The 24,708-nt window shown below is 39.4% G+C and carries 25 protein-coding genes; 9 read left to right on the top strand and 16 right to left on the bottom strand.

The window, feature by feature from the left end; genetic code table 11:
- Positions 1-39 precede the first annotated feature (39 nt).
- The 3 genes from bioB to bioD form a co-directional block, all read right to left on the bottom strand.
- On the bottom strand, positions 40-1,095 hold the full coding sequence (gene bioB, locus CLV96_RS06920) for a biotin synthase BioB (protein WP_004784351.1): 1,056 nt from the start codon (positions 1,093-1,095) through the stop codon (positions 40-42).
- Positions 1,096-1,158: 63 nt separating this feature from the next.
- Positions 1,159-2,481: an adenosylmethionine--8-amino-7-oxononanoate transaminase gene (gene bioA / locus CLV96_RS06925; protein ID WP_004787205.1), complete on the bottom strand. Its 1,323-nt coding sequence runs from the start codon at positions 2,479-2,481 to the stop codon at positions 1,159-1,161.
- Positions 2,471-3,163, bottom strand: a complete 693-nt coding sequence (gene bioD / locus CLV96_RS06930) for a dethiobiotin synthase (protein WP_020775920.1) — start codon at positions 3,161-3,163, stop codon at positions 2,471-2,473. Before bioD ends, bioA begins: the two co-directional genes overlap by 11 nt.
- 59 nt (positions 3,164-3,222) lie before the next feature.
- On the opposite strand from bioD, the gene CLV96_RS06935 reads away from it, so the two are divergent.
- The gene (locus CLV96_RS06935; protein ID WP_002975024.1) at positions 3,223-3,744 is read left to right on the top strand and encodes a cyclic nucleotide-binding domain-containing protein; all 522 of its coding nucleotides are present in this window, start codon (positions 3,223-3,225) and stop codon (positions 3,742-3,744) included.
- Positions 3,741-4,799, top strand: a complete 1,059-nt coding sequence (locus CLV96_RS06940) for an AI-2E family transporter (protein WP_004787604.1) — start codon at positions 3,741-3,743, stop codon at positions 4,797-4,799. The genes CLV96_RS06935 and CLV96_RS06940 overlap by 4 nt, the downstream gene beginning before the upstream one ends.
- A gap of 40 nt (positions 4,800-4,839) precedes the next feature.
- Here CLV96_RS06940 and CLV96_RS06945 read toward each other — a convergent pair whose 3' ends face one another.
- Positions 4,840-5,754 carry a DMT family transporter gene (locus CLV96_RS06945; RefSeq protein WP_004786645.1) on the bottom strand — a complete coding sequence of 305 codons (915 nt, stop codon included), beginning with the start codon at positions 5,752-5,754 and terminating at the stop codon, positions 4,840-4,842.
- 44 nt (positions 5,755-5,798) lie between these two features.
- Between CLV96_RS06945 and CLV96_RS06950 the strand changes: the two genes are divergently transcribed.
- From CLV96_RS06950 to CLV96_RS06965, 4 genes are read left to right on the top strand one after another with little or no spacing between them, the layout of a single operon-like run.
- Complete coding sequence (locus tag CLV96_RS06950) at positions 5,799-7,013, top strand: hypothetical protein (protein ID WP_004785362.1); 1,215 nt, start codon at positions 5,799-5,801, stop codon at positions 7,011-7,013.
- Positions 6,994-7,659: a uracil-DNA glycosylase gene (gene ung / locus CLV96_RS06955; RefSeq protein ID WP_004784120.1), complete on the top strand. Its 666-nt coding sequence runs from the start codon at positions 6,994-6,996 to the stop codon at positions 7,657-7,659. The genes CLV96_RS06950 and ung overlap by 20 nt, the downstream gene beginning before the upstream one ends.
- The gene (locus tag CLV96_RS06960) at positions 7,649-8,536 is read left to right on the top strand and encodes a DMT family transporter (RefSeq protein ID WP_004786079.1); all 888 of its coding nucleotides are present in this window, start codon (positions 7,649-7,651) and stop codon (positions 8,534-8,536) included. The genes ung and CLV96_RS06960 overlap by 11 nt, the downstream gene beginning before the upstream one ends.
- Positions 8,533-8,829: a 4a-hydroxytetrahydrobiopterin dehydratase gene (locus CLV96_RS06965; RefSeq protein WP_004784980.1), complete on the top strand. Its 297-nt coding sequence runs from the start codon at positions 8,533-8,535 to the stop codon at positions 8,827-8,829. Before CLV96_RS06960 ends, CLV96_RS06965 begins: the two co-directional genes overlap by 4 nt.
- Before the next feature lie 87 nt (positions 8,830-8,916).
- Here the strand turns inward: CLV96_RS06965 and CLV96_RS06970 are convergent, their stop codons facing one another.
- Positions 8,917-9,819 carry a porin OmpL1 gene (locus CLV96_RS06970; protein ID WP_004784366.1) on the bottom strand — a complete coding sequence of 301 codons (903 nt, stop codon included), beginning with the start codon at positions 9,817-9,819 and terminating at the stop codon, positions 8,917-8,919.
- Positions 9,820-10,003: 184 nt separating this feature from the next.
- Here CLV96_RS06970 and CLV96_RS06975 point away from each other — a divergent pair, with 184 nt between their 5' ends.
- The 3 genes from CLV96_RS06975 to CLV96_RS06985 are packed head-to-tail and all read left to right on the top strand — an operon-like array spanning position 10,004 to position 11,908.
- Positions 10,004-10,564 carry a hypothetical protein gene (locus CLV96_RS06975; RefSeq protein ID WP_243836429.1) on the top strand — a complete coding sequence of 187 codons (561 nt, stop codon included), beginning with the start codon at positions 10,004-10,006 and terminating at the stop codon, positions 10,562-10,564.
- A 46-nt stretch (positions 10,565-10,610) separates the two neighbouring features.
- Entirely contained in the window at positions 10,611-11,696 is a 1,086-nt protein-coding gene (gene carA, locus CLV96_RS06980; RefSeq protein WP_004786618.1) for a glutamine-hydrolyzing carbamoyl-phosphate synthase small subunit, read from the top strand.
- 26 nt (positions 11,697-11,722) lie between these two features.
- The gene (locus tag CLV96_RS06985) at positions 11,723-11,908 is read left to right on the top strand and encodes a DUF5808 domain-containing protein (RefSeq protein WP_004787592.1); all 186 of its coding nucleotides are present in this window, start codon (positions 11,723-11,725) and stop codon (positions 11,906-11,908) included.
- Here CLV96_RS06985 and CLV96_RS06990 read toward each other — a convergent pair.
- The 11 genes from CLV96_RS06990 to atpE form a co-directional block, all read right to left on the bottom strand.
- On the bottom strand, positions 11,870-12,913 hold the full coding sequence (locus CLV96_RS06990; RefSeq protein WP_004787575.1) for a hypothetical protein: 1,044 nt from the start codon (positions 12,911-12,913) through the stop codon (positions 11,870-11,872). The genes CLV96_RS06985 and CLV96_RS06990 overlap by 39 nt on opposite strands.
- 8 nt (positions 12,914-12,921) lie before the next feature.
- On the bottom strand, positions 12,922-14,097 hold the full coding sequence (locus CLV96_RS06995; RefSeq protein WP_004786621.1) for an MBOAT family O-acyltransferase: 1,176 nt from the start codon (positions 14,095-14,097) through the stop codon (positions 12,922-12,924).
- Positions 14,098-14,328: 231 nt separating this feature from the next.
- Complete coding sequence (locus CLV96_RS07000) at positions 14,329-16,551, bottom strand: GAF domain-containing protein (RefSeq protein ID WP_004785045.1); 2,223 nt, start codon at positions 16,549-16,551, stop codon at positions 14,329-14,331.
- Between the two features lie 2 nt (positions 16,552-16,553).
- Entirely contained in the window at positions 16,554-18,773 is a 2,220-nt protein-coding gene (locus CLV96_RS07005) for a hypothetical protein (protein ID WP_004787591.1), read from the bottom strand.
- Between the two features lie 353 nt (positions 18,774-19,126).
- Complete coding sequence (gene atpC, locus CLV96_RS07015; RefSeq protein WP_004784107.1) at positions 19,127-19,507, bottom strand: ATP synthase F1 subunit epsilon; 381 nt, start codon at positions 19,505-19,507, stop codon at positions 19,127-19,129.
- Between the two features lie 5 nt (positions 19,508-19,512).
- Positions 19,513-20,919, bottom strand: coding sequence for a F0F1 ATP synthase subunit beta (atpD, locus tag CLV96_RS07020; RefSeq protein WP_004785876.1), 1,407 nt, complete (start codon positions 20,917-20,919; stop codon positions 19,513-19,515).
- Between the two features lie 21 nt (positions 20,920-20,940).
- Positions 20,941-21,810, bottom strand: a complete 870-nt coding sequence (atpG, locus tag CLV96_RS07025) for an ATP synthase F1 subunit gamma (RefSeq protein ID WP_040917274.1) — start codon at positions 21,808-21,810, stop codon at positions 20,941-20,943.
- Between the two features lie 11 nt (positions 21,811-21,821).
- Positions 21,822-23,336, bottom strand: a complete 1,515-nt coding sequence (atpA, locus tag CLV96_RS07030) for a F0F1 ATP synthase subunit alpha (RefSeq protein WP_004784521.1) — start codon at positions 23,334-23,336, stop codon at positions 21,822-21,824.
- Positions 23,333-23,896, bottom strand: a complete 564-nt coding sequence (gene atpH / locus CLV96_RS07035) for an ATP synthase F1 subunit delta (protein ID WP_004786370.1) — start codon at positions 23,894-23,896, stop codon at positions 23,333-23,335. The genes atpA and atpH overlap by 4 nt, the downstream gene beginning before the upstream one ends.
- Complete coding sequence (locus CLV96_RS07040; RefSeq protein ID WP_004787159.1) at positions 23,893-24,417, bottom strand: F0F1 ATP synthase subunit B; 525 nt, start codon at positions 24,415-24,417, stop codon at positions 23,893-23,895. Before CLV96_RS07040 ends, atpH begins: the two co-directional genes overlap by 4 nt.
- 2 nt (positions 24,418-24,419) lie before the next feature.
- Entirely contained in the window at positions 24,420-24,704 is a 285-nt protein-coding gene (gene atpE / locus CLV96_RS07045; protein ID WP_002975055.1) for an ATP synthase F0 subunit C, read from the bottom strand.
- Positions 24,705-24,708 lie beyond the last annotated feature (4 nt).

Below are 24,708 nucleotides of genomic sequence, written 5' to 3' on the forward strand. Positions count from 1 at the left end.
AAGTAGGAGCATACTACCGCCAAAAGTAAAAAAGGCAAACTACTTTTTATGTTTATAGAGTTCTGGAAAATTTTTCTCGTCGTAAAGGAACTGTGACTCGTACTCATCCCATCCTTCTGGTATCCCTTCTGTAAATTCAGGAACCATAGAACAATCACGAATCAAGTTCATCGTTTGGGCCATCTCACTGCCTTTTACATTTAAGTATCCTTCAGCAAACAATGAATTGGCTACAAAAAGTGCCATAGATTGTAAAGAACCCAAATGTCCTTCTCTTCCGGCGCCAATACGAATTTCTGAATCAGGATTGACCAATCGAAACATAGATAACACCCGAATACAAAATTCAGGAGTGAGTGAGGACTTCTGGATGGCATGTCCTTTGATAGGAATAAAAAAGTTAACAGGGATCGATATCACTCCCAACCGTTTGAGTTCAAAAGCAACTTGAACCAGATCCTTTAGTTCTTCTCCCATCCCAACAATAATCCCAGAGCAAAGGCCGATATCAGCTTCTTTTGCCGCTTCTAGCGTTGTTAGCCGGTCTTTAAAAGTATGGGTGGAACAAATTTCGTTGTATTTAGATTCAGATGTATTGAGGTTATGATTGTAGCGGTCAAGGCCAGCGTCTTTTAAAGTCCTAGCTTTTTTTGCATCCAAAATTCCCGCAGACAAACAAACCTTCATCCCAAGTTCGCCGTTGATTTTAGAGATGGTCTCAGCCAATCGATCAACTGCATTGTCAGTAGGACCACGTCCAGAAGTCACCATACAAAAACGGTAAGCACCATTATCTTTGGCTCGTTTTGCATCTTCCCAAATTTCTTCCGGAGACTTTAATGAATACTCTTGAATTCCTGAATCTCCACCCTTTCTTTGTGCACAGTAACCACAGTCTTCAGGGCAGTAGCCATTTTTGATATTATCTAATATATGAATGCGAACACGATTGGTATAGTAACGATTTCTTTCTTCCGAGGCACGAGCAACAACCGAAAGCAAAGGGACTTTTCCTTCTAGGATTTCAAGGGCTTCCACTTCCGTAATTAAGGAAGGTGAGGAGGAAACTGTTTTTTCTTGGACTTCTGCAATCATGAGAACAGATTCTTTGTGACGCCAACCTGTGTAAACGAAGAAAATCTCTTCGTATATTTAGTCTCAATCTGAATGGGCAAAACTAAGAAGGGTTTCTTCCAACGCCAAAAAAATATGATCCAGGGATTTCTCTGAAATGGTATAGGGTGGAGTGATATAGATGGTTCGACCGAGTGGGCGCAAAAGAACATGAAATTCTCTCATTTTTTCGCGAATCTGTTTCCCTATAGGATTTAGGTATTCATCTTCTGCAATGGTTTCTTTGTATTCAAAAGCAAAGATTCCGCCAAACACTCGAACATTTTGGATTCGTTTTCCTAATTTTTTTTGGAAAGGTTCTATTCGTTTTTGTAAAGAACTTTCGAGTTTTTTAACAAGAGTTTTTCCATCTTCTTGTAAAAGTTTTACAGACGCATAACCAACGCTACATGCCATTGGATTTCCAGTCATAGTATGAGCATGAAAAAAAGCATGGTAAGGATCTTTTGATAAAAATTGTTGGTAAATGAATTCAGAAACCAAGGTGGCGCCTAGAGGTAACATTCCGCCTGTTAGTCCTTTTGCCATCACCAAAAGATCTGGTTTCACCCCTGCTACTTGGTATGCAAAAAACTCTCCAAGCCGACCCATTCCCGTAAATACTTCATCAAAAATAAGAAGCGTATTGGTTTGCGTTGCCAGTTGCCTTAGTTTAACTAACACCTTTTTATCATAAAACAACATTCCATTGGCACCAAAAACCAAGGGTTCAATGACAATGCCCGCATATTCATTTTGTTTGATGCTAAGCTCTAAATCGTTTAAACATTCAGTAGAACAACTGCTCACATTTTTTCCCCAAGGACAATTCATACAATTGGGAGCAGGAAATTCTTTTGTGGGGAATCTAAGATCAGAAAAAATTCGATTAAAATAATTTTTGCCTGAAACATTCATGGCTCCAATGCTATCACCATGGTAAGAATTGGAAAACACTAGAAACTCCGATCTTGGTTTCAAATCAGGATGGTTTCTATAGTATTGGATTGATAATTTCAAAGCAATTTCTATCGCATTGGATCCGTTATCCGAATAAAATACCTTTTGAAAGTCAAAATGAGTAAGTTCTAACAAAGATTTAGATAATGCTTCTGCGGCAGGATGGATGTGGCCCGCAAGCATGACATGATCTAATTCATCGATTTGTGTTTTGAGTGCGGACACTAACTTAGGATGGCGATGACCAAATATAATTGTCCACCAACTAGCAATGGCATCAATCCACCGGTTTCCTTCGGAATCTATCACGAACTCATCTTCGGCTTTGACGATGTCAATTAAGGATTCCCCTTCTTCTTGGATTGTCAAAGGAACCCATGTAAAAGTTTGGAGCGGATTATATTTCATCATCTGGATTGAGTAAAGTATCAATGACATTTCGATTGGGATCAAACTGATGGTTTGCAAAAGAAATAAATTCTATCGGTGATAATTTTTGTTTCGGGAAATTAGTAACACCTAAACAAGGTGCCCCACCTAACCTCTGTATCGTTTCCGCATTATCGGTTTGTAAGGAATTTTCTGGACCCACTAAATAAAAACCAAGGACAGCAACAAACCGACTTGTAAGCGCATCCAAAGTCAGCAAGGTATGATTAATGGTTCCGAGTTCAGTGGATCCAATCACTACAACAGGAAGATTACTTTCCCCAATTCCTTTGATGGTCAAGTAGTCATCTGTCCAAGGCACAAAAACTCCACCTGCCCCTTCGATAAGGGTATTGGTTTTTCTTTCTTTCGCAAGTGCCGTTAGAAGGAATTTTGGGTCTAAAGTTTTCCCGTCTTGTTTGGAGGCATAATGTGGACTTGCCGGTGTCTGGAATTCATAAACAGGTTTTAGAAAGTAGGGATCCGGTAGATTCGTCGTTTTCTGCACCAGTTCCGTATCACCGGCACTAGTTGCCCCAGTTTGGATGGGTTTCCAATAACGAAAACCATAAGTTTCTGCGTATTTGGCCATAAAGAGGCAGGAGAAAAAAGTTTTTCCGACGTCTGTCCCTGTTCCCGCAACGTAAAAAGCTTGGCCCATACGGATCAAGTTTTATCAATTCTTGACCCCGTCTATCCGATTTATATAGAAGAGGCCCTATGCAACTTCCCCTTTGGAAATCCATTCTCAAACGCGATGAAAACCCGATTACGGAGATTTCACATTTTTTACGTGAAACAGCTATCTTTGAAGGAATGTCTCGTCGGACATTACGAGAAGTTGCAAGGCTCATTCACAAACGTAAGTATTATGCAGGTGAAACTATTTTTTATCAAGGCCAAGCCGGAACGGGAGTGTATCTCATCTTACAAGGAAAGGTGGAAATCTTCTCTGAAAGGGAAGGAGTGACTTTAAAACTCGCCGAACTGGAGAAAGGTGCTTTTTTTGGAGAACTGGCACTATTTCAAGATTTTCCAAGGTCAGCCACAGCGGTAGCATTGGTTGATTCTATTTTACTCGGTTTTTTTCAACCAGAATTAAAAACGTTATTAGAAACAAAACCAAGAGTGGGAAATGATTTACTCCTTAGTTTTGCATCAATCATTGCAGACAGACTCCGTAAAACAAACGATACACTAGAAGCTGCTTACTTCAAAAGCAAAAAAAATAAAACAAAATGAATCTAAAAGAATTTAATATATCCTCTTTTATATTACGTAGTGCTTTTTTCGGCCTTATCGCACTTACCGTATTAATTGGAGTTGTTGGTGTAAAATTCTTAGCGATTCCACTTTTAATTTCAGGAATCCATTTTTACATCTTTCATGGAATTGTTGACTATTTTGAATCAAGGGGAGTTCATAGAGCGATTACAATCATTGTAATCTTCACCTTTTTGATCGCAGCTGCTTACTGGTTTTTGGCATTTTATCTACCAAATCTTTTTGAAAAAGCACAACCCATTGTTTCAGAATGGTCGGTCAAAATGGATGATCCGAATTTTCAATTATTAGATTTTAATAAACTCCCTGTAGTCTCGCAAAACCCTGAATTATGGAAAAAAATCATTCATCCTGAAGAAGTTGCTAAAATGGCAACATCCAACTTAGAAGAATTTTTAAGAAGTCTGGTTGTGATGATCCCCACATTTATTAGCTGGATGATCATCATTCCCATCATTAGTTTCTTTTTATTGTTAGATGCAAACCTAATCTATAAAACTGTTATTAGTTTTATTCCTAATCGTTTTTTCGAAATGTTCCTTATGGTTTTTTATCGAATGAACCAACAGATTACTAGTTACTTAAAAAGTTTAGTCATCCAGTGCGGAATTATGGCAATCGTAGCTTCCATTGGTTTTTATCTTGTTGGAGTTAAATTTTTCATTCTCTTTGGGGTATTTTTAGGTGTTGCGAATTCAATCCCTTACCTAGGACCACTTGTGGGGGCAGTTCCACCCATTTTGTTTTCTATTCTTTTTCCTGAAATGTCGCCATCAATTGGATCCATTGCTTCTGTTGTGGTCGTAGCACAACTAGTAGACAATGCAATCGTACAACCAGTAGTCATTGCCAATGCGGTTTCTCTCCATCCTCTTGCTATACTAATTGGAATTGCTGTCGGGGGAAATTTTTTCGGGATCTTTGGAATGTTACTCGCAATACCAGTTTTATCCATTCTCAAAGTAACAATTGGAATTCTTTATCACGCTCTCAAAGAACACCAAATCATTTGAACAAACATAACGAACCCTAAAGGTAAAACTTTACGGTTCGTTATTCTTTTCTTTGATTCCACTTACCTAATTCAGAAAATACAATTCCAAAAAGAGTTAGGCCCGAACCAATCGCACCGATTGTTCCCAATCTTTCACCTAACACCAAGTAGGCAAGGAAGAAAGAAAATACTGGCTCCAAACTATATAACAATCCTGCCCTTGCGGGCGGAACAGCTTTTTGGTATCTCGCCTGAATCTGTGTCGTAAAAATTGTAGCAAAAACGGAGGTATAAAATATCCCAATCCAAAATTTCAAATCAAACTGAACCGAGATTTTTTGGTTAAGAAAAATAGACTCTACAGGAAACAAAGTAGTGGATACAATCGCAATCAAAAGGATCTCAAAAGACACAAGGATTTGCGTTGGAATTTTTTTGCTAAAAATATCAATGAGTATGATATAAATCGCAAAGAAAAATGCTCCAATGAGAGTGAGCCCATCACCAAACCCAAATTCCATCGACCCAAGAATTTCCTCATACGATTTCCCATTTTGTGAAATCATAAAAAGCCCAATGACTACAATTAAAACCGCAACCCATGTTCGTACTGATGGAAGACGACGTTCAATCGCTATTTGAAGCAAAGGAACAAATACGACATAGGCACCTGTCATAAATCCAGACTGTGTGGCAGTGGTATAAACAAGTCCTATCGTTTGGAAGGCGTAACCCAAAAGAGCAGAACAGGCCACAAAAAATGCTGGTAGAATGTAATCCCACCGACGGTTCTCTTTGGAGAACAAAGTCTTTCGGTACAGGAACAATGTGATGATTCCAGCAAGCCAAAATCGAACTGCTAAAAATAAGAAGGGAGGCACCGAATCTAGTGCAAGTTTGATGACCACAAAGGTTCCACCCCAAAGAATGGCGGCAATCACCAAAAAGAGTTCTGGAGTGAAGATCCTGGACATATAGAAGACAATTTTTCGAAAGAAAGGTTCAGAGCAAGGAAAAGATGAATTGGAAATTTAGAATCCGCAAACCACAAACAGGAACAACCTTAAGTTGGGAGGTGTATTTTTCTCCCGGAACTGCTTCTTGGGTTGGTGAAAAAATAAAGGAAATCTTAAATTCAGTTCCCTTACCTAACCAACCAGAACCAAATATACGTATTTTTTCGGAAAAAATCAAACTAGAAAACACAAACTCACATCAAATCGCCTATCTTTTGTTTCATGGTCTTTTTTTAAGAGATGTTCGCCTTGTAATTGGGCGCACTAAAGACTGGGACAAATCTTCTGATGTTAGAGAAGAAGAATGGGATAGAATTCTAACGGAAGCCGTACAAATCGCAAAACCATTGTTCTCTGATTCAAATATAAAGTTTTACGAAATTAAAGAAAACTTATATATCAGCTATTTTGAAGACGAAATTACTGTATCTCTTTCCGTATTGGGAGAACCAGGATACAAAAGAGGGGTAAAAGCCAATTTTCCAACAAGTGCCCCAATACCTGAAGACTTAAGCCAGATTCTAATCCAACAGTGTTTTGATATCTTTTTGGTTTCTAAAAAAGAAATTTCTGCTCTGTACATTCCGTTTGCAGGTACATTGACTTTCGCCACCGAATGGGCGTTACAGGAAGAAAACGTATGCCTTCTCTCTTTACCAAGAGACTTTTTATTTTTTAAACTCAATCTGTTTCCCGAAAAATCATTCGAACATTTTAAAAAGAAACAAAAAGAACAATTATCTACAAATTCTACCGAATTCACTCCCATTGTCATCCAAGATACGGACCCAGCTTTAGCGAGTTATTGGTCCGAAGAGTTCAAACGTTGGAGAAAGATAATTCAAATATCACATTGGGATCATAGTATTTCTGATTTTTTAAGAACCTTTCCTGTTTTACCGGAAGGAAATTCCGAATTAACCCACTATTTTTTACCCTTGAATCCACCTTACGGACTCCGCAAACACGAACGAACTGGACCAGAAGAAAAACTTTATTCCAAAATTGGGAAACGATTAGAAGAACTTTTAAAACTTACAAAGAATCATCCTAAACTCATTGGTTTTGTGCTTTGTCCGACGGAAGAAAAATGGAGTGATTGTATGAGAGAACTTCGGAGTTTTTCCAAAAAAACCGTCCATGTCACACATGGAGGGATCGACTTACGAGTATTATACTTTCATTCGGAGGGTAAAATTGAAAGACGTACAAATTGAGTCCGGCTGGAAAGAAGCCCTTAAGGATGAATTTGAAAAACCTTATTTTTCTAACTTACGCGAATGGATTAGGGATCAATACAAAACTTCTATCGTTTATCCTCCAGCAAAATTAATCTTCAATGCTTTTGATTCTTGTCCTTTCGACAAAGTCAAAGTGGTGATTCTCGGCCAAGATCCCTACCATGGACCTGGGCAAGCACATGGCCTTTGTTTTTCCGTAAATGAAGGAGTGCCTTTTCCCCCGTCCCTACAGAACATCTTTAAAGAAATTGCCGATGATTTACAAAAACCCATTCCAAAATCAGGAAATTTAACTCATTGGGCTAACCAAGGTGTTCTTCTACTGAATGCCACTCTGACTGTGCAAAAAGACAAAGCAGGTTCCCACCAAAATAAAGGTTGGGAAGAATTCACGGATGCCGCAATCAAAATCCTTGCGGAGAAAAAATCAAATATTGTGTTTTTGTTATGGGGATCATTTGCGCAGAAAAAAGAATCACTTATACCACCAAACAAACATTTAATTTTAAAATCGGCACATCCTTCCCCTCTCTCTGCATACAGAGGATTTTTAGGAAACAAACATTTTTCCAAAACGAACGAATATTTACATTCACAAGGGAAAGAACCCATTGACTGGTAACGAAAAAAAAGGTTATTTTTTTGTCTTCTTAACGGGAGTATTCTTTGCTTTCGAAGTCATAGGTTTTAAGGAAGTTTTTCGCAAGTTTAATCTTACTCCCGAAATGGCTGCATTATTTGGAGTGGGATTTGCTTTCTTATTGGTCACACCTTTTTTTCTGAGTTCCTCTAAACGAAGAAAAAAAGTAATCCTCACAATCCAAAGAGACGGCTTGGTTTTACTCCTCGGTACCTTTTCCAATGCGATGGGGATTGTACTGTATTATTATGCACTCAAACAAACCGATCTTGGTCCTGCGGCAATCCTAATCAAAACAACTGTTTTGTATAATGTGATTTTGGGAGTAATGTTTCTTGGTGAACGTTTTAAAGATCGCGAAATATTTGGAATTTTATTGGCAATGGTCGGGATCTATTTGATTTCAACTTTGGAAGGTCAGATCAATCTAATATCTGCGTTTTGTATTTTAATCAGCGCTTTTTTATTTGCGATTCAAAGTTATATGATCAAAAAATACATCCCTGAAATTTTGGGACTCGAGTATGCTTATTTACGATTATTTTTGTTATGTGTATTTTTCTTTTTATATTCTCTATTGATTGGTTCTTTTTTAATCCCCAAGTTGCCAATCATTGTTATACTTGGATTTTTTTCGTTAATGGGTTATTTTTTAGGTAGAGCTTTTTATTTTGAGGCGCATAATTATCTACCGATCAGCAAACTCAATGCAACATTGCTCATTGAACCAATATTTTTGATGTTTGTCGGAATCATCTTTATGAACGAACCAATAGACTTACAAAAGTTAGCTGGAGGAGGAATCATCCTTCTAGGACTTTATTTAATTGTTTTTCATAAACGGAAAGGGACACCATGAGAAAAAAGCCAACTAATCTTTCTGATTTGGAAATAAAAAACCTCTTAAATACCTACAAAGAATGGGAATTGGATACAAAAGATGGGGTTCCCTTTTTTAAAATGGAAAAAGAATTTCGTAATTTCACGGAAGCATTTTCATTTATCACAAAAGTAGCCCTGGTCTCTGAATCAATCGATCACCATGCAGAGATTTGGAATGTCTACAACAAACTTCGATTACAATTGTTCACTCACGAAACAAATTCTGTGACAACTAGAGATAAAGATTTCATTACAAGGCTAATGGACTAAACAAAAATCCTCTAGATCCATGAAGGTATAAAAAAAGCCGGGGTTGGAATCCAACACCGGCTTTTGATGGAATCAGTAAAATACTGATTAGATTTCGATTTTGTAACCTACGCGGTAAGTTTGTCCACCGATTACCACTGGGTATGCAACCCAAGGAGCAAGAGCAGAAGCACCACCAAGTGAAGAAACCCCACCAACTCCCATTCCTGCGGAAAGGATAGTTTCTAGTTCGAAGAAAAGGTGACCTTTGTCAGTGATTTTTGTTTGTGCACCAACTAACCAGTTCAAACCGATTCCACTTGCGCCAAATCGTACGTTTTCTTTATGAATTCCAGAAGCAGGAGCATCACCAAGTAAAGCACCACCAGGTCCAAGAACTCCAGGAGCAAAAGTTTGAAGTCCAGGGTTATTGATGGTTCCAGAAACTCCCCACCATCCTTGGAAGTAGTTCACACCAGCACCAACGTAAACAGCAGTGTCGTTAGCTGCGTTGTAAAGTTTGATACCAAGGTATGTAGGAACAGTCCAAGCAGTGTAATGCCACTCTTGGTCTAACCATTTGTAACCCATTACAGTTGAAGATGTATCACCACCAGCGATTTTGGTTGTATAGTTTACGTTGATTCTCCAAAAAAGGCTATTGATTCCAAAAACCCCCTCTTTTTCGTAACCTACGTTAACGTTTCCACCTACCATAGCTCCGTTTGTTTTTGCACCGATTGCACCACCAGTTGTTCTTTTCAAACTGATCAAAGTGTTTTCAGCGTAGATAGCTTTTTGTGGCGTTCCGTAAGCAGATCCATCTGGACGAAGTCTTGGCTGACCAGAGTCTAGACCATCTTTTGTGATGGTTCCACCGAGTTGAGCTAGGTCAAATTGAGCTCCAAGACCGATCATAAAATAAGAACGAGGACCAGATTGTGCGCTTAAGCTACCAGCTAAGCACAAAAGTAAGAACCCCATCATTCCAAAACGTAGAGATTTCAGCATTGATGATTACTCCTTAGTGAGTTGTTTCCTGAATTTTTTTCGTACCTGTCGACAAACGAATGCAAGTGAGCAGTCGTTCATACCGACAATTGCAATGAAACTAGTCGTTCTTCTAGGATTTGTCAAATAAAATTTTTAAATTTAAACGAAAATTGTGTTAAATGTGGTAAATCGAATGAGTCTAATGCCGTCTAAACAAGTTTTCCTTATTTGCAGATTGTTCTTGCTTTTTGTTCTGTTTTCGACCGATCGGTTTGGATTGGAACGAAAGGTGATTCGTTTTTCAGGCGAATTGGTTCATTGGGAAGCATCTGGAGAAGATCCACAGTTCCGATTCCTCGACCAAACCAACCTCCGAGAAAAAACCATCCACTGTGATGCCGAAACCATGGGCCTTGCTCTGGGGAACCAATCATTTGAAAAACGCCATATTGAAGGAAAGGCAACACAACTTACTCCAACCTCCGATGTCTGGTTATGTGTAGGACGGCTTCATATTTTCCAGAAATACCAAGTGTCTGTCAGCTCCCCTTCTCCTCTATCCAAAAGAATCCAAGGCCAGGTCATTGAAGCAGATGGGGAAACAGGGCAAATTGTCTATTTGGTCCGGGGGAAACGTTCCTATTTAACCATTGATCCTGAACTCGCCAAAGAGATGGCAGAAGCACTTTCCAAATTGGAAACAGTGGAAATCAATGGGGACTACCATTACGATCGGATAAAACGATATTACATCAAAGAGTGATGAATTTTTGTTCGTCATTAGGACCCATTTCTTTGGAATGGACTGGATGCAGGCTTTTTTGGTTTTAGCAAACGGAACGGTCATGAAGGGCCGATCCTTCGGTGCAAATAAAAATTCGATTGGTGAGGTAGTCTTTAACACCTCTATGGCGGGATATCAGGAAATCATCACTGATCCTTCCTACAAAGGCCAACTCGTGACCCTCACTTACCCGATGATTGGGAACTACGGTATCAATCCAGACGATATGGAATCTGATAAGATCCAAGCTTCTGGACTCATTGTCAAAGAATATGTCAAACGACCTTCCAACTTCCAGTCCAAAGAAACTCTGAGTGAGTTTCTCATTCGGTTTGGAGTTCCCGCCATCGAAGGGATCGATACTCGTAAACTAACACGTATTATTCGAAACTCAGGTGCGATGTCTTGCGGAATTTTTATCAGCGAAACCTATGAAGATTCTTTTTTAGAGACAGTGAAAAATGCACCTTCCATGGAAGGGCAAGACCTTGCACAAGTAGTCACTTGTGAAAAACCGTATGTATTTGGAGCGCATTCTCCAAGCAAATTTAAACTTGCTGTCTATGACTTTGGAATCAAAAGAAATATTCTCAAACTTCTCGATGCAGCAGGATTCAACGTACACGTATTCCCTGCCAAAACCAAAGCAGAAGACTTACTAAAAGATGGATTTGATGCTTTTTTCTTATCCAATGGGCCAGGGGATCCTGCTCCTTTGGATTATGCCATCTCTTCTGCAAAAGCCATTATGGATGCAAAAAAGCCATTGTTTGGAATTTGTTTAGGACACCAGATCATTGGGTTGGCTCTTGGAAAAAAGACAGCCAAACTTAAGTTCGGTCACCGAGGCGGAAACCACCCTGTTCGAAACGAAGAAACAGGGAAAATTGAAATCACATCTCAAAACCATGGGTTCCATGTTCTGGGAGAGTCAACAAGTGAGATGCCAATTACAAGGATCAATTTGTTCGACAATACGGTTGCTGGACTAAAAACCAAAGGTCTTCCGGTAATGGCAGTCCAATACCATCCAGAAGCTTGCCCAGGTCCACACGACTCAGCTTATCATTTTCAAGAATTTTATACTATGGTAGAATCCTCTAAATCGTAAGATTTGGCTAAATAGTGAGGTGATTCATGTCATACGGTGAAGATAAAAATTTTTGGGGAATCCCATACGGAACAGAAATTTCAGCAGAAGCATTTGTAAAAGATATTTGGGATCCAAGTACAGATGAAATACTAACGCCAAAACAATTTTTTGGACTTGGTTGGGGAGTCAACCTACATGCCCTTGGTCGACGAGTGGGCGTGATCAAATAACACTCTTTTCAATAACAAAGAAAACGCATCTTTTCCTTTTTGGTTGAGATGCGTTAAGTCAGCAAAATACTGATACTCCTCTAAAAACTCAGACTTAAAATCCAAAACTTTTACTTTCTTTCGATTAGGATCTTCCGTGATCGTTTTAAAAAAACCATCAGCTACTAAGTTTGCTTCTGTTTTGAGTATATCCCTCTCCATTTTTGGTGAAAAAGGAATTCGAAGGAATATGATCTCTAAATTTTGTTTTTCCCAAACTCGAACACATTCTAACCACAATTGAATGGATAAATCCCGCCTTCCCGCCAAGACCTGTGTATTTAAATTTGGAAAAATTTCTGATTCTAATAATGTAGGATCATTACCTATCGATTTCCAAACCCAAGCACCTTGTTGATTTTCCATACTATCTTTAATGTACAAATACTCTTGTTTTCTTCGCGGAATATCATTTTGAGCAGCCGGATCATATACCAAACGATTTATATTGGAACTGAGACCGAAATAAGGAAATACCTTAACAAGCAATTTCCAACTCAAATCTGTTAGGTTAGAAAAGTAAGCCTTCCTTAATAACGGATCTGTGATTGTATATTTGGACAAATTGCCAAAGGAATAAAACAATTGTCGGTTTGCATCGGTGACTGAGTTTTTACTTGTATTTAATGGAGATAAGTTTACATATACTTTCTTTAGTTTAGGTAATTGGTGGATAACATCCAAAGAATCGGAAAGAATTCCTTCCGGTTGTTGGCTCGGTTTCGGAAGGTATAAAACTTCTTCTTTCGATAGCCCTTCTATTTCCGCGAATGTGTCAGGTGAAATCCCACTAACAATCTGACTGTCTCCCAAAACCAGAATCTTTGCTTCCTTATAGACCATACGTTGATTCGCTAAATACCAATAAGCAGAAGTGGTTTCACAAAACTGAATCATCCATCCTTCTGTTATATGCATCCAAAGAGAAATGGCTAGAAATGTAATAAAAAAATAACGTAACTTCATAATGATCTTTAAAACTGAAAATAGAAAAAATCCTCTTTCCCAAACGGAGAAAATAACGAAAACCAAAGAAATAAAATAAAAAACATAAAAAGAAATTTATATGGCTTTGCGGATATAAAAAAGTTCGGACGTTCTGTATCTTTGGTTTCTTGCCAAAAATCAAAAACGACCAATGGTAATGCTGTCCAAAGAATCATCAATGGAATTGAGGACAAACTTGGTAAGGAAGATAAATTTTGTAATATTAACTTTGTTTCAGAAGGAGATTGGATACGAAATAATAACAATCCCAATGAAAAACTATAAAAAGTAAAAAAGGTGCCAACAAGAGAGACAAACCTTATTTTCTCCTTTACCAAACCGTAATGTTTAAGGCAACGGTAGAGAACCAAACATAAGCCCAAATAAATTCCCCAAATAACAAATCCATATCCGGCACCGTGCCAAATCCCTGCAAGAAACCAAACTACCATTAAATTTAAATTTTCACGAAGGAAACCATGACGATTGCCACCTAACTTAATATAAACATAATCTCGTAGCCATGTTGAAAGGGAAATATGCCATTTTGACCAAAACTCTGATGGATTCGAAGAAAAAAATGGTCTTTTGAAATTGTTCATAAGCTGGAAGCCCATCATCTCCGCAAGGCCCATAGCACAAAGGGAATAACCAAAAAAATCTGCATACACTTGGAAAGCAATGACTGGGGCCACAATCCATAGTATCCCAGGTTCTAAAGATTCAAAAGAGAAAGCATGAATTTCTACATATCTAGAAAATGGATCAGCGATTGTGGATTTAATGAAAACCCCCCAGAAAAATAACGAAATGCCATTCCATATCTTTTCTTTAGTGATGATTTGTTCAGATTCTATTTGTGGAATTAAATTTCCCGGTCTTTCAATCGGTCCAAGAAGTAACAACGGGAAAAACAAATCATAAATTGCAAAAGTTAAAAAGTTTTTTGTAGGATTGATTCGTTTATCATAAACTTCAATTAAGTAACTAATGTTATGGAATGTATAAAATGAAATACCAATAGGTAAAATAATTTCGGGTTTCCAAACAAGTCCAGGAAAACCAAAACTGATTTTTAAATCAGAAAACAACTGCCAAACAAACATAAAATATTTAAAAGCTGCTAGATAAATTAAATTTGAACTTACCCCAAATATAAACATAATCTTCCGCTTTTGACCCAATTGATTCGAAAGATATCTTGCCAAAGAGTAATTAAAAATTACGGAAGTTAGTAGTAAAATGGTGGGGTTAACTCCCCACTGAGAATAGAAATATATCCCAAAGAAAAGAAGTAGGTATTTGCGAACACGGCTGGAAACGAAATAGTAAATTAAATAAAAGAAAAGAAAATGAAAAAGAAAGGAAATCGAGTTAAATAACACAAACGTTACTTAGGCTTCTTCAACCATTTCCAAAAATTGATTTTTGTCCTTGGTGTCATCCGGATAAGATAAATTTAAAACGCGGTAAGTGGCACGAAATGAACCAATGATAGCTTCTTCTTTTTTTGCAAAAGAGGATTTGATTTTTTTGATGACTACTTCAGTTTCTTCTTTGTCTTTTCCGTGAAGTACCATTGCAAATTTTCCTTGGCCTACTCTAGTAAAAAAGTCCAATTCCCCAATATGATCCATCATAGTTTTACGAAGAACGTCCGCATAACGAGCGAATGTTCCAGCACCTACCAAATGAATCATTCTGGATACATTTTGAATTTTGAATAAAGAAACGGTAAAATTCAAATTCATCTGAGACGATTTTTCGATTTCGCTCAAAATTCGAGATTCTAAAGGATTGAATGGATTCCTAAATAACGCTTCTTTTTCTTGTAAAATCAAAAGATTTGCAAATACAGGGGCCGAAGTCTCTAAAAGAGTTACTGCCACATCTCTTGTTGTGTCTGTCCAAGCAGACCCAGTCGAATGGACAATTACCATTCCCACAAGCCAATTCAAATTGATAATAGGAAGAATGGTAAACTCATTCATGATCCCTAACTCATCATTTGTAAAAATTGATTTAAGTTCCGAGTCTTCTCTAAAATTCTCTAACTTATAAACACCTGGAACGTTTGATACCATTCCGACTATATCTGAGTCTTTGCTAAGTTTAAAATCTTTGATCCGTTCCGGTAAAATAAAATTAGAACCAAACACAATATAGTCGGATCTAGTTTCGGAATCCAACACCAAAAAGGAAAACTGTTTTACGCCCAATTTGTTTTTAATATTATCAATGAGAAGATCATAGGCTTCGTCCATTTTTCTTACACGGGCAAATTCTCTAGCAGATTGTAATACAGATTCATTGATACCGATGACCTCTTTTGCCTGTATTAAATTGTCATTCATCAATTCAAATTCCGATACTCTTTCAAAGACCGAACCTGCGATATCACCAACAATTTTTGCAAACTCTAAATCATCTGTAATGTATTCTTCTCCGTTGATCAGTTTACCAAGAGACAATACTCCAAAGCACTTTTGCCCGTGCCGAATGGGAACGAGGATTTCGGAACCCATTTCATTTAATAAATTCAATTCCCGGTTGGGCAAACGTGATGATTTAAACTCACCTGCATAAATAACAGTTTCCGAATCAGAAATACGAGAATAAATTTCATCGTTTGGAGAGAGATACCAAGAATCCTTCGATTGAATTCCTTGTGCCGCAACAGCTTCCCATTTCGGATTTTTTGGGTTTGTGGAAGTTAAGACAACAACTGAATTGCAACCTACTTGCCCAATCAAACTATAAACTAAGTTGTCAAAGTAATCAGAAAATTCTTTAGAGGATGCAATTTCCTTGGTGATTTCAAATATGGCTTGGTAATTTTCGATTCGTTTTTTAGAAGCAAGATGATAAGACATTGGTGCCGTTCCAAAGTCAGATTCGTCATCAAACAGTACATCTTCGCCAATAGGAGCTGGATCATCCTTTGCCTGCCTTAACGGCTGCTTGGCTGCTTCCCTCTTTGCATCATTTTCCCATTCATCAAAAATATTGACTTCTGGAAGTGGGGCATCGGGCTCAGAGATATCATCATGAAAGTCACGATCAATCAAATCATCACCAAACTCTGGTTCGTTTGCCTTTGGTGGTTCTGGTATCGGGTTAGGTTCCGGAGTTTCTGGTAGTTCTGCTTCTACTTCAGGAGAAGATTCTTCATCCGAAGGCAAATCAAAATCTAAATCAGGCTCCACTAATGGCTCAGATTCTGAATCTTCATCGGAGATAGGTTGGTAATCATTCGAACCATTCTCTAAATCATTTTCTAACTGTGGAAGTGGGTTTTCATCCCATTCCTCATCCGCCAAGTCACCAAAATCGGCATCCGTCAACTCAGGTATATCACTGAGGTCAAACTCCTCTTCTCCATCTGGATTCGGAAGATCACCAATTTCTGTAGCGAGTGTATCCGGGAAACTATCGTCTAACCATTCTGAGTCGGAATCTTTAATTGAAACGGAATCTACAATAGGAGATTCAATTTCTTCACGAAAGTGTTCTGCTTTTTTCAATAAAGACGGCTTGTCTTGAGGATTAGTTGGAGATTTTGGAGCCTGGGAACCCGAAGTCTTTTTAATTTCTTCGGCTCTATCGAGAAGTCCCACTTTTATAACTCCAATTCTTTCATCATTTTTTTGTATAACTCGAAGTATTGTGATTTCGAGAACTCTCTGATGACCTCATCAGGAAGATTACCGAGTAGGTTGTCTAAATATCCTAGGACCTTTTTACGATCACCAACAGATAGATTTTCGCCACCCGCATCAGCAAATGCGTCTTCTGAGGAAGACCGTTTTTCTTCCGGTGCAGATACATCTGATTTACGGAGTTCTTCCAATGGAGAGAGTTTTCCTTCCATTGCATATTCATCTAAATCAACTTCAAATTCCTCTGAATCATCACTTGCAAGTGTGGGAGTTCTTGTTTCTTTTGATAAGTCAGGAACTGATAAATCAAAACTATCATCAACAGCAGAGTCAGTAGTAAAATCACCGAAATCCATATCGGCTTCGTGTTCCACTAGATTATCTTCATCACCGATCTGTTCTGATAAAGAAAAATCTTCTTCAATTGGAAGATCTGCAATATCTTCCAATCCTTCACCCGGAAGTTCTTCACCAAGAATTTCATCCAAACTTTCTGCCGAAAGAGTGATATCTTCTTGTTCAGCTTCCTCTTCTCCTGATGCAGTGATGTTTTCTAATTCCTCCATCGATAAGGCAATGGACTCGTCTTCTTCGTCCTCTGCCATCAAATCGGATTTTGGAGTTAACTCCTCTTCGTATGGGAGTGGTGCTCGATCAAAACTATCAACAAGTTCTTCTTCTGAACTTTCTTCCGTATCAGAAGCAGAAGCAATGGATTCCAATTCTTCCATAGAAAGAGCAATCGGACCTTCATCTTCTTCCTCAGAAGATTCAAATCCTTCCATCTGACCTTCCAGACCTTCGGCTGAACTTTCTGCTTCTTCTTGTTCCGCTTCAGATTCGGTTTCTCCTAAATCAAAACCGAAGTCATCACCAAGATCAGTTTCTAATTCGTCGGTTTCTTCAATATCAAAACTTACGGAATCATCTGACTCTTCAACTGGATCACTAGCAATGATATTTCCAAGTTCATCTGGGCTTAAGGTAATAGATTCATCTTCTATTTCTTCGTTTAAGATGTCAGAAGTCGGTTCTTCAAAATCCTCTTCAATGGCTTCGCCAGAAATATTTTCTAACTCTTCTAAGGATAATGTGAGCGGGCCTTCGTCCTCTTCTTCTTGCAACGATGGTTCTTCTTCTGGTGTTTCAAATTCACCACCTAACAAATCAAATCCGCTTTCGTCATCAGAGAAACTTGGTAAGTCTGATTCTTCATCGGATGTTAAAAATTCTTCTTCAGAACCTAATGTTTCTTCTAAACTAGCTTCTCCACCTGCTCCTAGGATACTTCCAAGTTCTTCATCAGATAGAGTAAGATTTTCATCTTCTTTGTTTTTTCCGAATAGTTCCTCTTCTTCTGGGTCCACTAGAGGTTTGAATTCGCTTTCCTCTTCTTCATTTCCAGGTCCTAAATCATCTTTAGGTATAAATGAATCTTCGTCATGGTCGGTTAAATCAAATTGTGGTTTACCTTCTTCATCGAAGGTTAGATTTGTATCAATTTCCGAATCGTCTAAGTCTAAATCTAGATCGGAATGTTCATCGATTAAATCATTTCTATGATCTTCATCGCCAAATTGAGGACGTTCCGTTTCCCCTAAGTGATCTTCCTCTTCCAAATTCCCTGTGATGTTTTCTAATTCTTCTAGAGAAAGTGAAATGGGGCCATCCTCTTCCTCTTCTAAATCCTGTTTGGATTTTTTAGAAGTTAGAATTCCATCTTCACCATTAAGAATCGATTCAATTTCTTTATCAAGATCGATTAAATCATCATCAAATTCTAATTCAAGGTCTTCATCATCAATTTCGTTATACGTTTGTTTGGCGGAAGTATTAGGCTTTTCATTTTCTGACTCCTCTTCGTAGTCGGAAAAATCAGCATGAATGTCTTCATCATGCAAAATGGGGTCTTCTTCCCCAAGTAAATTTAAGTCAGAATCTAAATCTATATCTAATAAATCATCATAGGAATCGGAGGAAGCAACCATATCTGAAATGGAATCATCTTCATCATCAAAAGCAGAGATATCTTCTAGGTTTGGGGCCTCGATTCCAGGTGATACATCCAAGTCATCGTCACCCATATCAAAATCATCCAAATCCAAAGAAAACGAGTCTTCATCGAGTATAGGTTCGATGTTTTCTAGATCTTCGTTTTTATTCTGTTCTTGATCCGCCATTCGCCTCGATTACCGTTTTCCCAAATTTAGTACCTGGCCATCCTCTAACGGCTGCTCCAAGATACTGTCCTCCATTTTGATCTGCGTTCCGGGTACGTATCCACCCGCCATTTCAATCAAATCCTTTCCATTTGAACCCGCTTCCAATGAATAAAATCCGGGATTCAATACGGGTCCCTCAATTCTAACACGAATCGGCTCTTCAGAATAGATTCTTTTTCGCAAATCAGGGTTTTCCTTTAAGTAATAGAATCCGCCTAATAGTACCGTTACCAATACAGAACGTCGAATCCAATCTATAGCCAAAGGAAATCCCCCTCTGGTTTATTTTCGGCAAGAAGGGGGGAAAAAAATTAACGTTCGTGCAGTAAAATGCGAACTTTTGCTTTCTTTAGTAGAATTTCTTTGTCTTTGGAAATGGGAAGGGCTTCCGCTTCCTCGAGGAGTTCTACCGCGTGGTCGTGTGACAAATCGTCTTCAGAATCCCCACCTTCGGTAAGAACTCTGATTTGGTCGTTTCTCACTTCACAGAATCCTCCGTCGATGGCGATGCGGAATTCTTTTCCAGCCGTATGCAATTTGATCAGCCCAAAATCGAGTTGGGAGACAAGGGTTGCATGGCCTGGTAAAATTCCAAAATAACCGACAGAACCAGGCAAAATCACTGATTCTGCCTTGCCCTGGTAAAGGATTTTGTCAGGAGAGATGACTGTTAAAGTCAGTTCTTTACTCATCCTGATTAACCTTTGAGTTGTTTCGCCGCTTCGATCGCTTCGTCAATCGATCCGACCATATAGAATGCTTGTTCTGGAAGTGTGTCATACTTACCTTCAATGATTCCTTTGAAGGAACGGATGGTATCTTCCAATTTTACATACTTTCCAGGTCGACCAGTAAACTGTTCAGCTACGTGGAACGGTTGCGAGAGGAATTTCTCCAAACGACGAGCACGAGAAACAAGAATTTTGTCATCCTCAGAAAGTTCGTCCATACCAAGGATCGCGATGATATCTTGTAGGTCTTTGTATCTTTGAAGAATTCTTTGTACTTCACGAGCTGTGTTGTAGTGTTCTTCACCAACGATTTGTGGGTTCATGATGCGCGATGTGGAATCGAGTGGATCCACCGCAGGGTAAATCCCTTTTTCAGAAATCGCACGAGATAAAGTCGTTGTTGCATCTAAGTGAGCAAACGCAGTCGCAGGAGCCGGATCAGTTAAGTCGTCGGCAGGAACGTAGATCGCTTGCACCGAAGTAATGGAGCCCCTGGTTGTGGAAGTGATTCGTTCTTGTAATCCACCCATCTCAGTGGAAAGAGTTGGTTGGTAACCTACCGCAGATGGCATACGACCAAGAAGAGCCGAAACTTCAGAACCTGCTTGGGAGAAACGGAAGATATTGTCTACGAAGAGAAGGATATCAGATCCAGATTCGTCACGGAAGTTTTCCGCCATAGTCAAAGCAGAAAGTGCAATACGAAGACGAGCACCTGGTGGTTCGTTCATTTGACCAAAACAAAGAACTGTTTTGTCGATCACTCCAGATTCTTTCATCTCATTCCAAAGGTCGTTTCCTTCACGAGTTCTTTCACCCACACCCGCAAACACAGAATATCCTCCGTGTTGTTTTGCGATGTTGTTGATTAGCTCTTGGATGAGAACGGTTTTACCTACCCCAGCACCACCGAATAGTCCTGTTTTTCCCCCTTTGATGTAAGGAGCAAGAAGGTCGATAACCTTGATCCCTGTTTCAAAGATTTCAGTTTTTGGTTTAATTTCATCGTAAGACGGAGCATTTCTGTGGATTGGCATCTTTTTTACGTCTTTCGGAAGGTCACCGAGTTCGTCGATTGCTTCACCAAGCACGTTAAAGATACGGCCAAGAGTTTTTGTTCCTACTGGAACAGAAATCGGAACTCCTGTATCAATCACTTCTAATCCTCTTTTTAATCCGTCTGTGGATTGAAGGGAGATCGCACGAACCGTGTTGTCTCCAATGTGCTGTTGCACTTCTGCAGTAATTGTTACGTCTTTGCCGTTTACTTTAGATTGAATCTCTACGGCATTGTAGATCTCAGGCATATTCCCGGAATCAAAACTGATGTCCATTACCGAACCGATGATTTGTTTAATTTTACCTTTATTCATATATACTCCGAAAGACCTTTGTTAGGAGATGGCTTCCGCTCCCCCTACGATTTCTGAAATTTCCTGTGTAATTTTTGCCTGACGAACTCGGTTGTATCCGCGAGTCAGAAGTTTGATCATCTCACCAGCCGCATCTGTCGCCGCTTTCATCGCTACTCTACGTGCAATATGTTCGGAAGCTACCGACTCCAAAATGATCTTAACAAAAGTTGTTTTGATCACCATCGGAAGAAGGTTTTCCAAAATTGTTTTTGGATCCGGTTCATACAACACTTCCGGGCCAGAAGAACCTTTGGAACTTGTATCTTCCATTGATAACGGAAGAACCGTTGTGATCTCTGGTTTCTGAGTTGCTGCTGAATAGTAGTGAGTGGAAATAATTTCAACAGAATCCACTGATTCATTTGCAAAACGTTCCATAAAGTAAGTTGCAAGTTCGTTCGCTTCTTTACTTCCCGCTTTGTCATCAATATTGGTATGTGTTGTCACCAACTCAACCTTTGCAAATTTAAAGAAAGCAATGGCTTTTTTCCCTGCGGCATGGACTTCTACTTCCACACCTTTTGACTTCAACTCTTCGATTCGGTTTTTGACCATCCGAAGAAGATTGGAGTTAAAACCACCACATAACCCACGGTTTGCGGCGATTGCAAGGATAGCAACTTTTCGGATTTTATCCGGCTTCCTTAAGTAAGGGCTGTGGATGATCCCAGCAAGGCTAGACAAAGAAGAAACCAACTCACGAGTTAAATCAGCGTATGGTTTCGCCGCATTCACTTTGTTAGTGGCTTTTTTTGCCTTTGCCGTGGAGACCATCTCCATGGTTCGAGTGATTTTTCTCGTGTTTTTAACCGAGTTAATCCTCTTTTTTATCTCACGCGGTGTCGCCAAGATCTTTCCCCTTAGTTATTCTTTGCTAAAAAATGTTCAACAATCGATTTGATTGTTTTTTGTAGTGCTGCTTCTTGTTTTACTTCTTTAGCAGTTCTGATTTCTTCCAAAATTTCAGAGTGTTGTTCTCTCATCGTTCGAAGAAGGAAAGATTCAAATTCTCTAACTTTTGCAGTTGGAATTGTATCCATAAATCCTTTGGTCACAGCAAAAATGGAAATCACTTGTTCTTCTACTGGAGATGGAGAGTTGTTTGGTTGTTTCAGAATTTCAAGAACTCTGTATCCACGATCAAGCTGTGCTTGTGTCACTGGATCTAGTTCTGTTCCCAACTGTGCAAACGCTTCTAAGTCACGGAACTGAGCCAAATCGGACTTCAACGTTCCCGCTACTTTTTTCATCGCTTTGATTTGCGCTGCAGATCCTACCCGTGATACAGAAATCCCCACGTCCACCGCAGGGCGAAGGCCCGATGCAAATAAGTTGGACTGAAGGTAAATCTGACCATCAGTGATCGAGATTACGTTAGTCGGAATGTAAGCAGATACTTCCCCTTCTTGTGTTTCAATGATAGGAAGTGCCGTCATAGACCCACCACCGAATTTATCATCGAGTTTCGCCGCTCTTTCAAGGAGTCGAGAGTGAAGGTAGAATACGTCTCCAGGGTAAGCTTCACGACCTGGTGGGCGGCGAAGGAGGAGTGACATTTGACGATATGCTACGGCTTGTTTGGAAAGGTCATCGTAAACAACTAGTGTTGCCTTTCCTTCTTCATACATAAAGTATTCAGCCATAGTCGCACCAGAGTAAGGTGCAATGTATAACATAGGAGCAGGTTCAGAAGCGTTTGCCGATACGATGATCGTATACTCAAGGGCACCTTTTTCGCGTAACATTTCGATGGTGGAAGCAACAGTAGATGCTTTTTGGCCGATTGCTACATAAACGCAGATAACACCTTTACCTTTTTGGTTGATGATGGTGTCGATTGCGATGGAAGTTTTTCCAGTTCCTCGGTCACCAATGATGAGCTCTCTTTGTCCACGTCCAATTGGGATCATCGCATCGATCGCTTTGATTCCTGTTTGCATTGGTTCATGAACTGATTTTCTCATCGCAATTCCAGGAGCTGGTGACTCAACTGGTCTTGATTTTTTAGCGTTCAGAGGCCCTTTTCCGTCGATTACTTCCCCAAGTGGGTTTAGCACTCGACCGAGAAGTTCAGGTCCTACTGGAACTTCGAAGATTTTTCCCACACGTTTAACGGAAAAACCTTCTTCAATTTTAATATAATCACCGAAGATCACAACCCCAACGGAGTTTTCCTCTAAGTTGAATGCTTGTCCTCGAACTCCGTTTTGGAATTCAACAAGCTCTCCTGACATTACGTTTGTGAGTCCGTAAACTCTCGCAATCCCGTCCCCTACTTCGAGAACCGTTCCAACTTCTTCAACTTGAAGGTCTTTTTTGAAGTTTTTAATTTCTTGTTTTAGTACCGACGTTACTTCGTCTGTTTTAATTTTCATTCAAATGCTCCGACTGGGATTTTCTTTTGGAGGAGAGCCTCTTCAATTCCGGCAAGTTTTGCACGGATCGAGGCATCGATTAAAAAGTCGTCTATAAAGATTTTGAATCCACCAATTAGGGTTGGATCCGTTTGTTCTGTGACACGAACTTCGCGTCCGAACTTGGAAGAGATAGACTTGGTGATTCGATCTACGGCTTCTTTGCCAAGAGAATCTTTGGAAACAATGCGAAGAGAACTACGATTTTTAAGTCGGTCCACTCCTGTTCTAAAATCTTCCAAAATATCCTTGAGGAATAGAAATCGATTCTTACGAACCACAAGTGTAATGAAGTTGGCTACGATATCCGATGCCTTCCCCTGAACTGACTTTTCTGCAGTTCGTTCTTTCTCAGAAGGATCAACTAATGGAGAAAGGAAATAATGGCGGATTGACTCATCAGAAAAGAAAATATCAACGAGTGTTGAAAGTTCCTCTTCTGTTGACTCAAGCGAGTTAGTTTCTTGAGCTAACTCTAAAAGTGCCGTTGCGTAAACCTTTGAAATTTGGTTCAGACTCATTTTATTTTAAGTTTATCGAGTTTTGCGATCTCTTTTTCGACAAAGGAAGCATAGTCTTCCTTCTTCAATTGTTTCTCCAAGATCTCACTCGCGATGAGAACGGACATTTCCACAATTTGGTTTTGCATTTCAGACAAAGCTCTGCTTTTCGCTAAATCAATTTCGCGAATTGCGGTATCTTTAATGCTTTTCACTTCATTGTGTGCTTCTTCCGTCAATCTTGTGCGGAGAGCAACTGCATCTTTTTTAGCTTCATCTACAATTTTATGAGCTTCTTCCGTCGCTTTGAAGAGTTGGTCTTTGTATTCTTTTAAAGACTTTTCTGCTTCTACACGAAGGGTTTCTGCTTTGTTGATATCGCCTTGGATGCCGGAAGCACGTTCTTCGAGAGCATGAAGGATCTTGTCCCATGCAAATTTTTTAAGAACGAAGACAACAACTGAGAAAGTGACCAGGGTCCAGATGACCAGACCCGGATTGACTTTCAGCAAATTGAAGCCGGAAGCCGCGAGGATAACCAAGACTATTGTCCTTGTTCTACTTTAGTGGCACCAGCACCAATTGTTTTGTCAATTGAGCCATTGAGTTTGAGCGCGATAAGAAGAGCGATTACCACTGCGAAAAGTGCTGCTCCTTCAATCATACCTGCTGCTACGTAAAGAACGAGTTGGATCTTTCCCGCTGCTTCTGGTTGGCGGCTAATGCTTTCTGCCACTGATCCACCAATTCTACCAATACCGATTCCTGCACCAAGTAATGCAAGTCCTGCTGCGAGTCCTACTGCGATGTATCCTAAACCGAATTCCATTGTT

It is taken from the genome of Leptospira meyeri (assembly GCF_004368965.1).
Classification (GTDB): Bacteria; Spirochaetota; Leptospiria; order Leptospirales; family Leptospiraceae; genus Leptospira_A; species Leptospira_A meyeri.

What these genes read in the sequence shown, in the direction of transcription:
- atpH (WP_004786370.1), bottom strand. Translation starts at nt 23,896, where the DNA reads ATGAGTCTGAACCAAATTTCAAAGGTTTACGCAACGGCACTTTTAGAG.
- CLV96_RS06945 (WP_004786645.1), bottom strand. Translation starts at nt 5,754, where the DNA reads ATGTCCAGGATCTTCACTCCAGAACTCTTTTTGGTGATTGCCGCCATT.
- atpA (WP_004784521.1), bottom strand. Translation starts at nt 23,336, where the DNA reads ATGAAAATTAAAACAGACGAAGTAACGTCGGTACTAAAACAAGAAATT.
- atpD (WP_004785876.1), bottom strand. Translation starts at nt 20,919, where the DNA reads ATGAATAAAGGTAAAATTAAACAAATCATCGGTTCGGTAATGGACATC.
- bioA (WP_004787205.1), bottom strand. Translation starts at nt 2,481, where the DNA reads ATGAAATATAATCCGCTCCAAACTTTTACATGGGTTCCTTTGACAATC.
- CLV96_RS06970 (WP_004784366.1), bottom strand. Translation starts at nt 9,819, where the DNA reads ATGCTGAAATCTCTACGTTTTGGAATGATGGGGTTCTTACTTTTGTGC.
- CLV96_RS06935 (WP_002975024.1), top strand. Translation starts at nt 3,223, where the DNA reads ATGCAACTTCCCCTTTGGAAATCCATTCTCAAACGCGATGAAAACCCG.
- carA (WP_004786618.1), top strand. Translation starts at nt 10,611, where the DNA reads ATGCAGGCTTTTTTGGTTTTAGCAAACGGAACGGTCATGAAGGGCCGA.
- CLV96_RS06975 (WP_243836429.1), top strand. Translation starts at nt 10,004, where the DNA reads ATGCCGTCTAAACAAGTTTTCCTTATTTGCAGATTGTTCTTGCTTTTT.
- atpC (WP_004784107.1), bottom strand. Translation starts at nt 19,507, where the DNA reads ATGAGTAAAGAACTGACTTTAACAGTCATCTCTCCTGACAAAATCCTT.
- CLV96_RS06985 (WP_004787592.1), top strand. Translation starts at nt 11,723, where the DNA reads ATGTCATACGGTGAAGATAAAAATTTTTGGGGAATCCCATACGGAACA.
- bioD (WP_020775920.1), bottom strand. Translation starts at nt 3,163, where the DNA reads ATGGGCCAAGCTTTTTACGTTGCGGGAACAGGGACAGACGTCGGAAAA.
- CLV96_RS06940 (WP_004787604.1), top strand. Translation starts at nt 3,741, where the DNA reads ATGAATCTAAAAGAATTTAATATATCCTCTTTTATATTACGTAGTGCT.
- CLV96_RS06990 (WP_004787575.1), bottom strand. Translation starts at nt 12,913, where the DNA reads ATGAAGTTACGTTATTTTTTTATTACATTTCTAGCCATTTCTCTTTGG.
- CLV96_RS06995 (WP_004786621.1), bottom strand. Translation starts at nt 14,097, where the DNA reads ATGTTTATATTTGGGGTAAGTTCAAATTTAATTTATCTAGCAGCTTTT.
- CLV96_RS06965 (WP_004784980.1), top strand. Translation starts at nt 8,533, where the DNA reads ATGAGAAAAAAGCCAACTAATCTTTCTGATTTGGAAATAAAAAACCTC.
- bioB (WP_004784351.1), bottom strand. Translation starts at nt 1,095, where the DNA reads ATGATTGCAGAAGTCCAAGAAAAAACAGTTTCCTCCTCACCTTCCTTA.
- CLV96_RS07005 (WP_004787591.1), bottom strand. Translation starts at nt 18,773, where the DNA reads ATGGCGGATCAAGAACAGAATAAAAACGAAGATCTAGAAAACATCGAA.
- CLV96_RS06950 (WP_004785362.1), top strand. Translation starts at nt 5,799, where the DNA reads ATGAATTGGAAATTTAGAATCCGCAAACCACAAACAGGAACAACCTTA.
- atpE (WP_002975055.1), bottom strand. Translation starts at nt 24,704, where the DNA reads ATGGAATTCGGTTTAGGATACATCGCAGTAGGACTCGCAGCAGGACTT.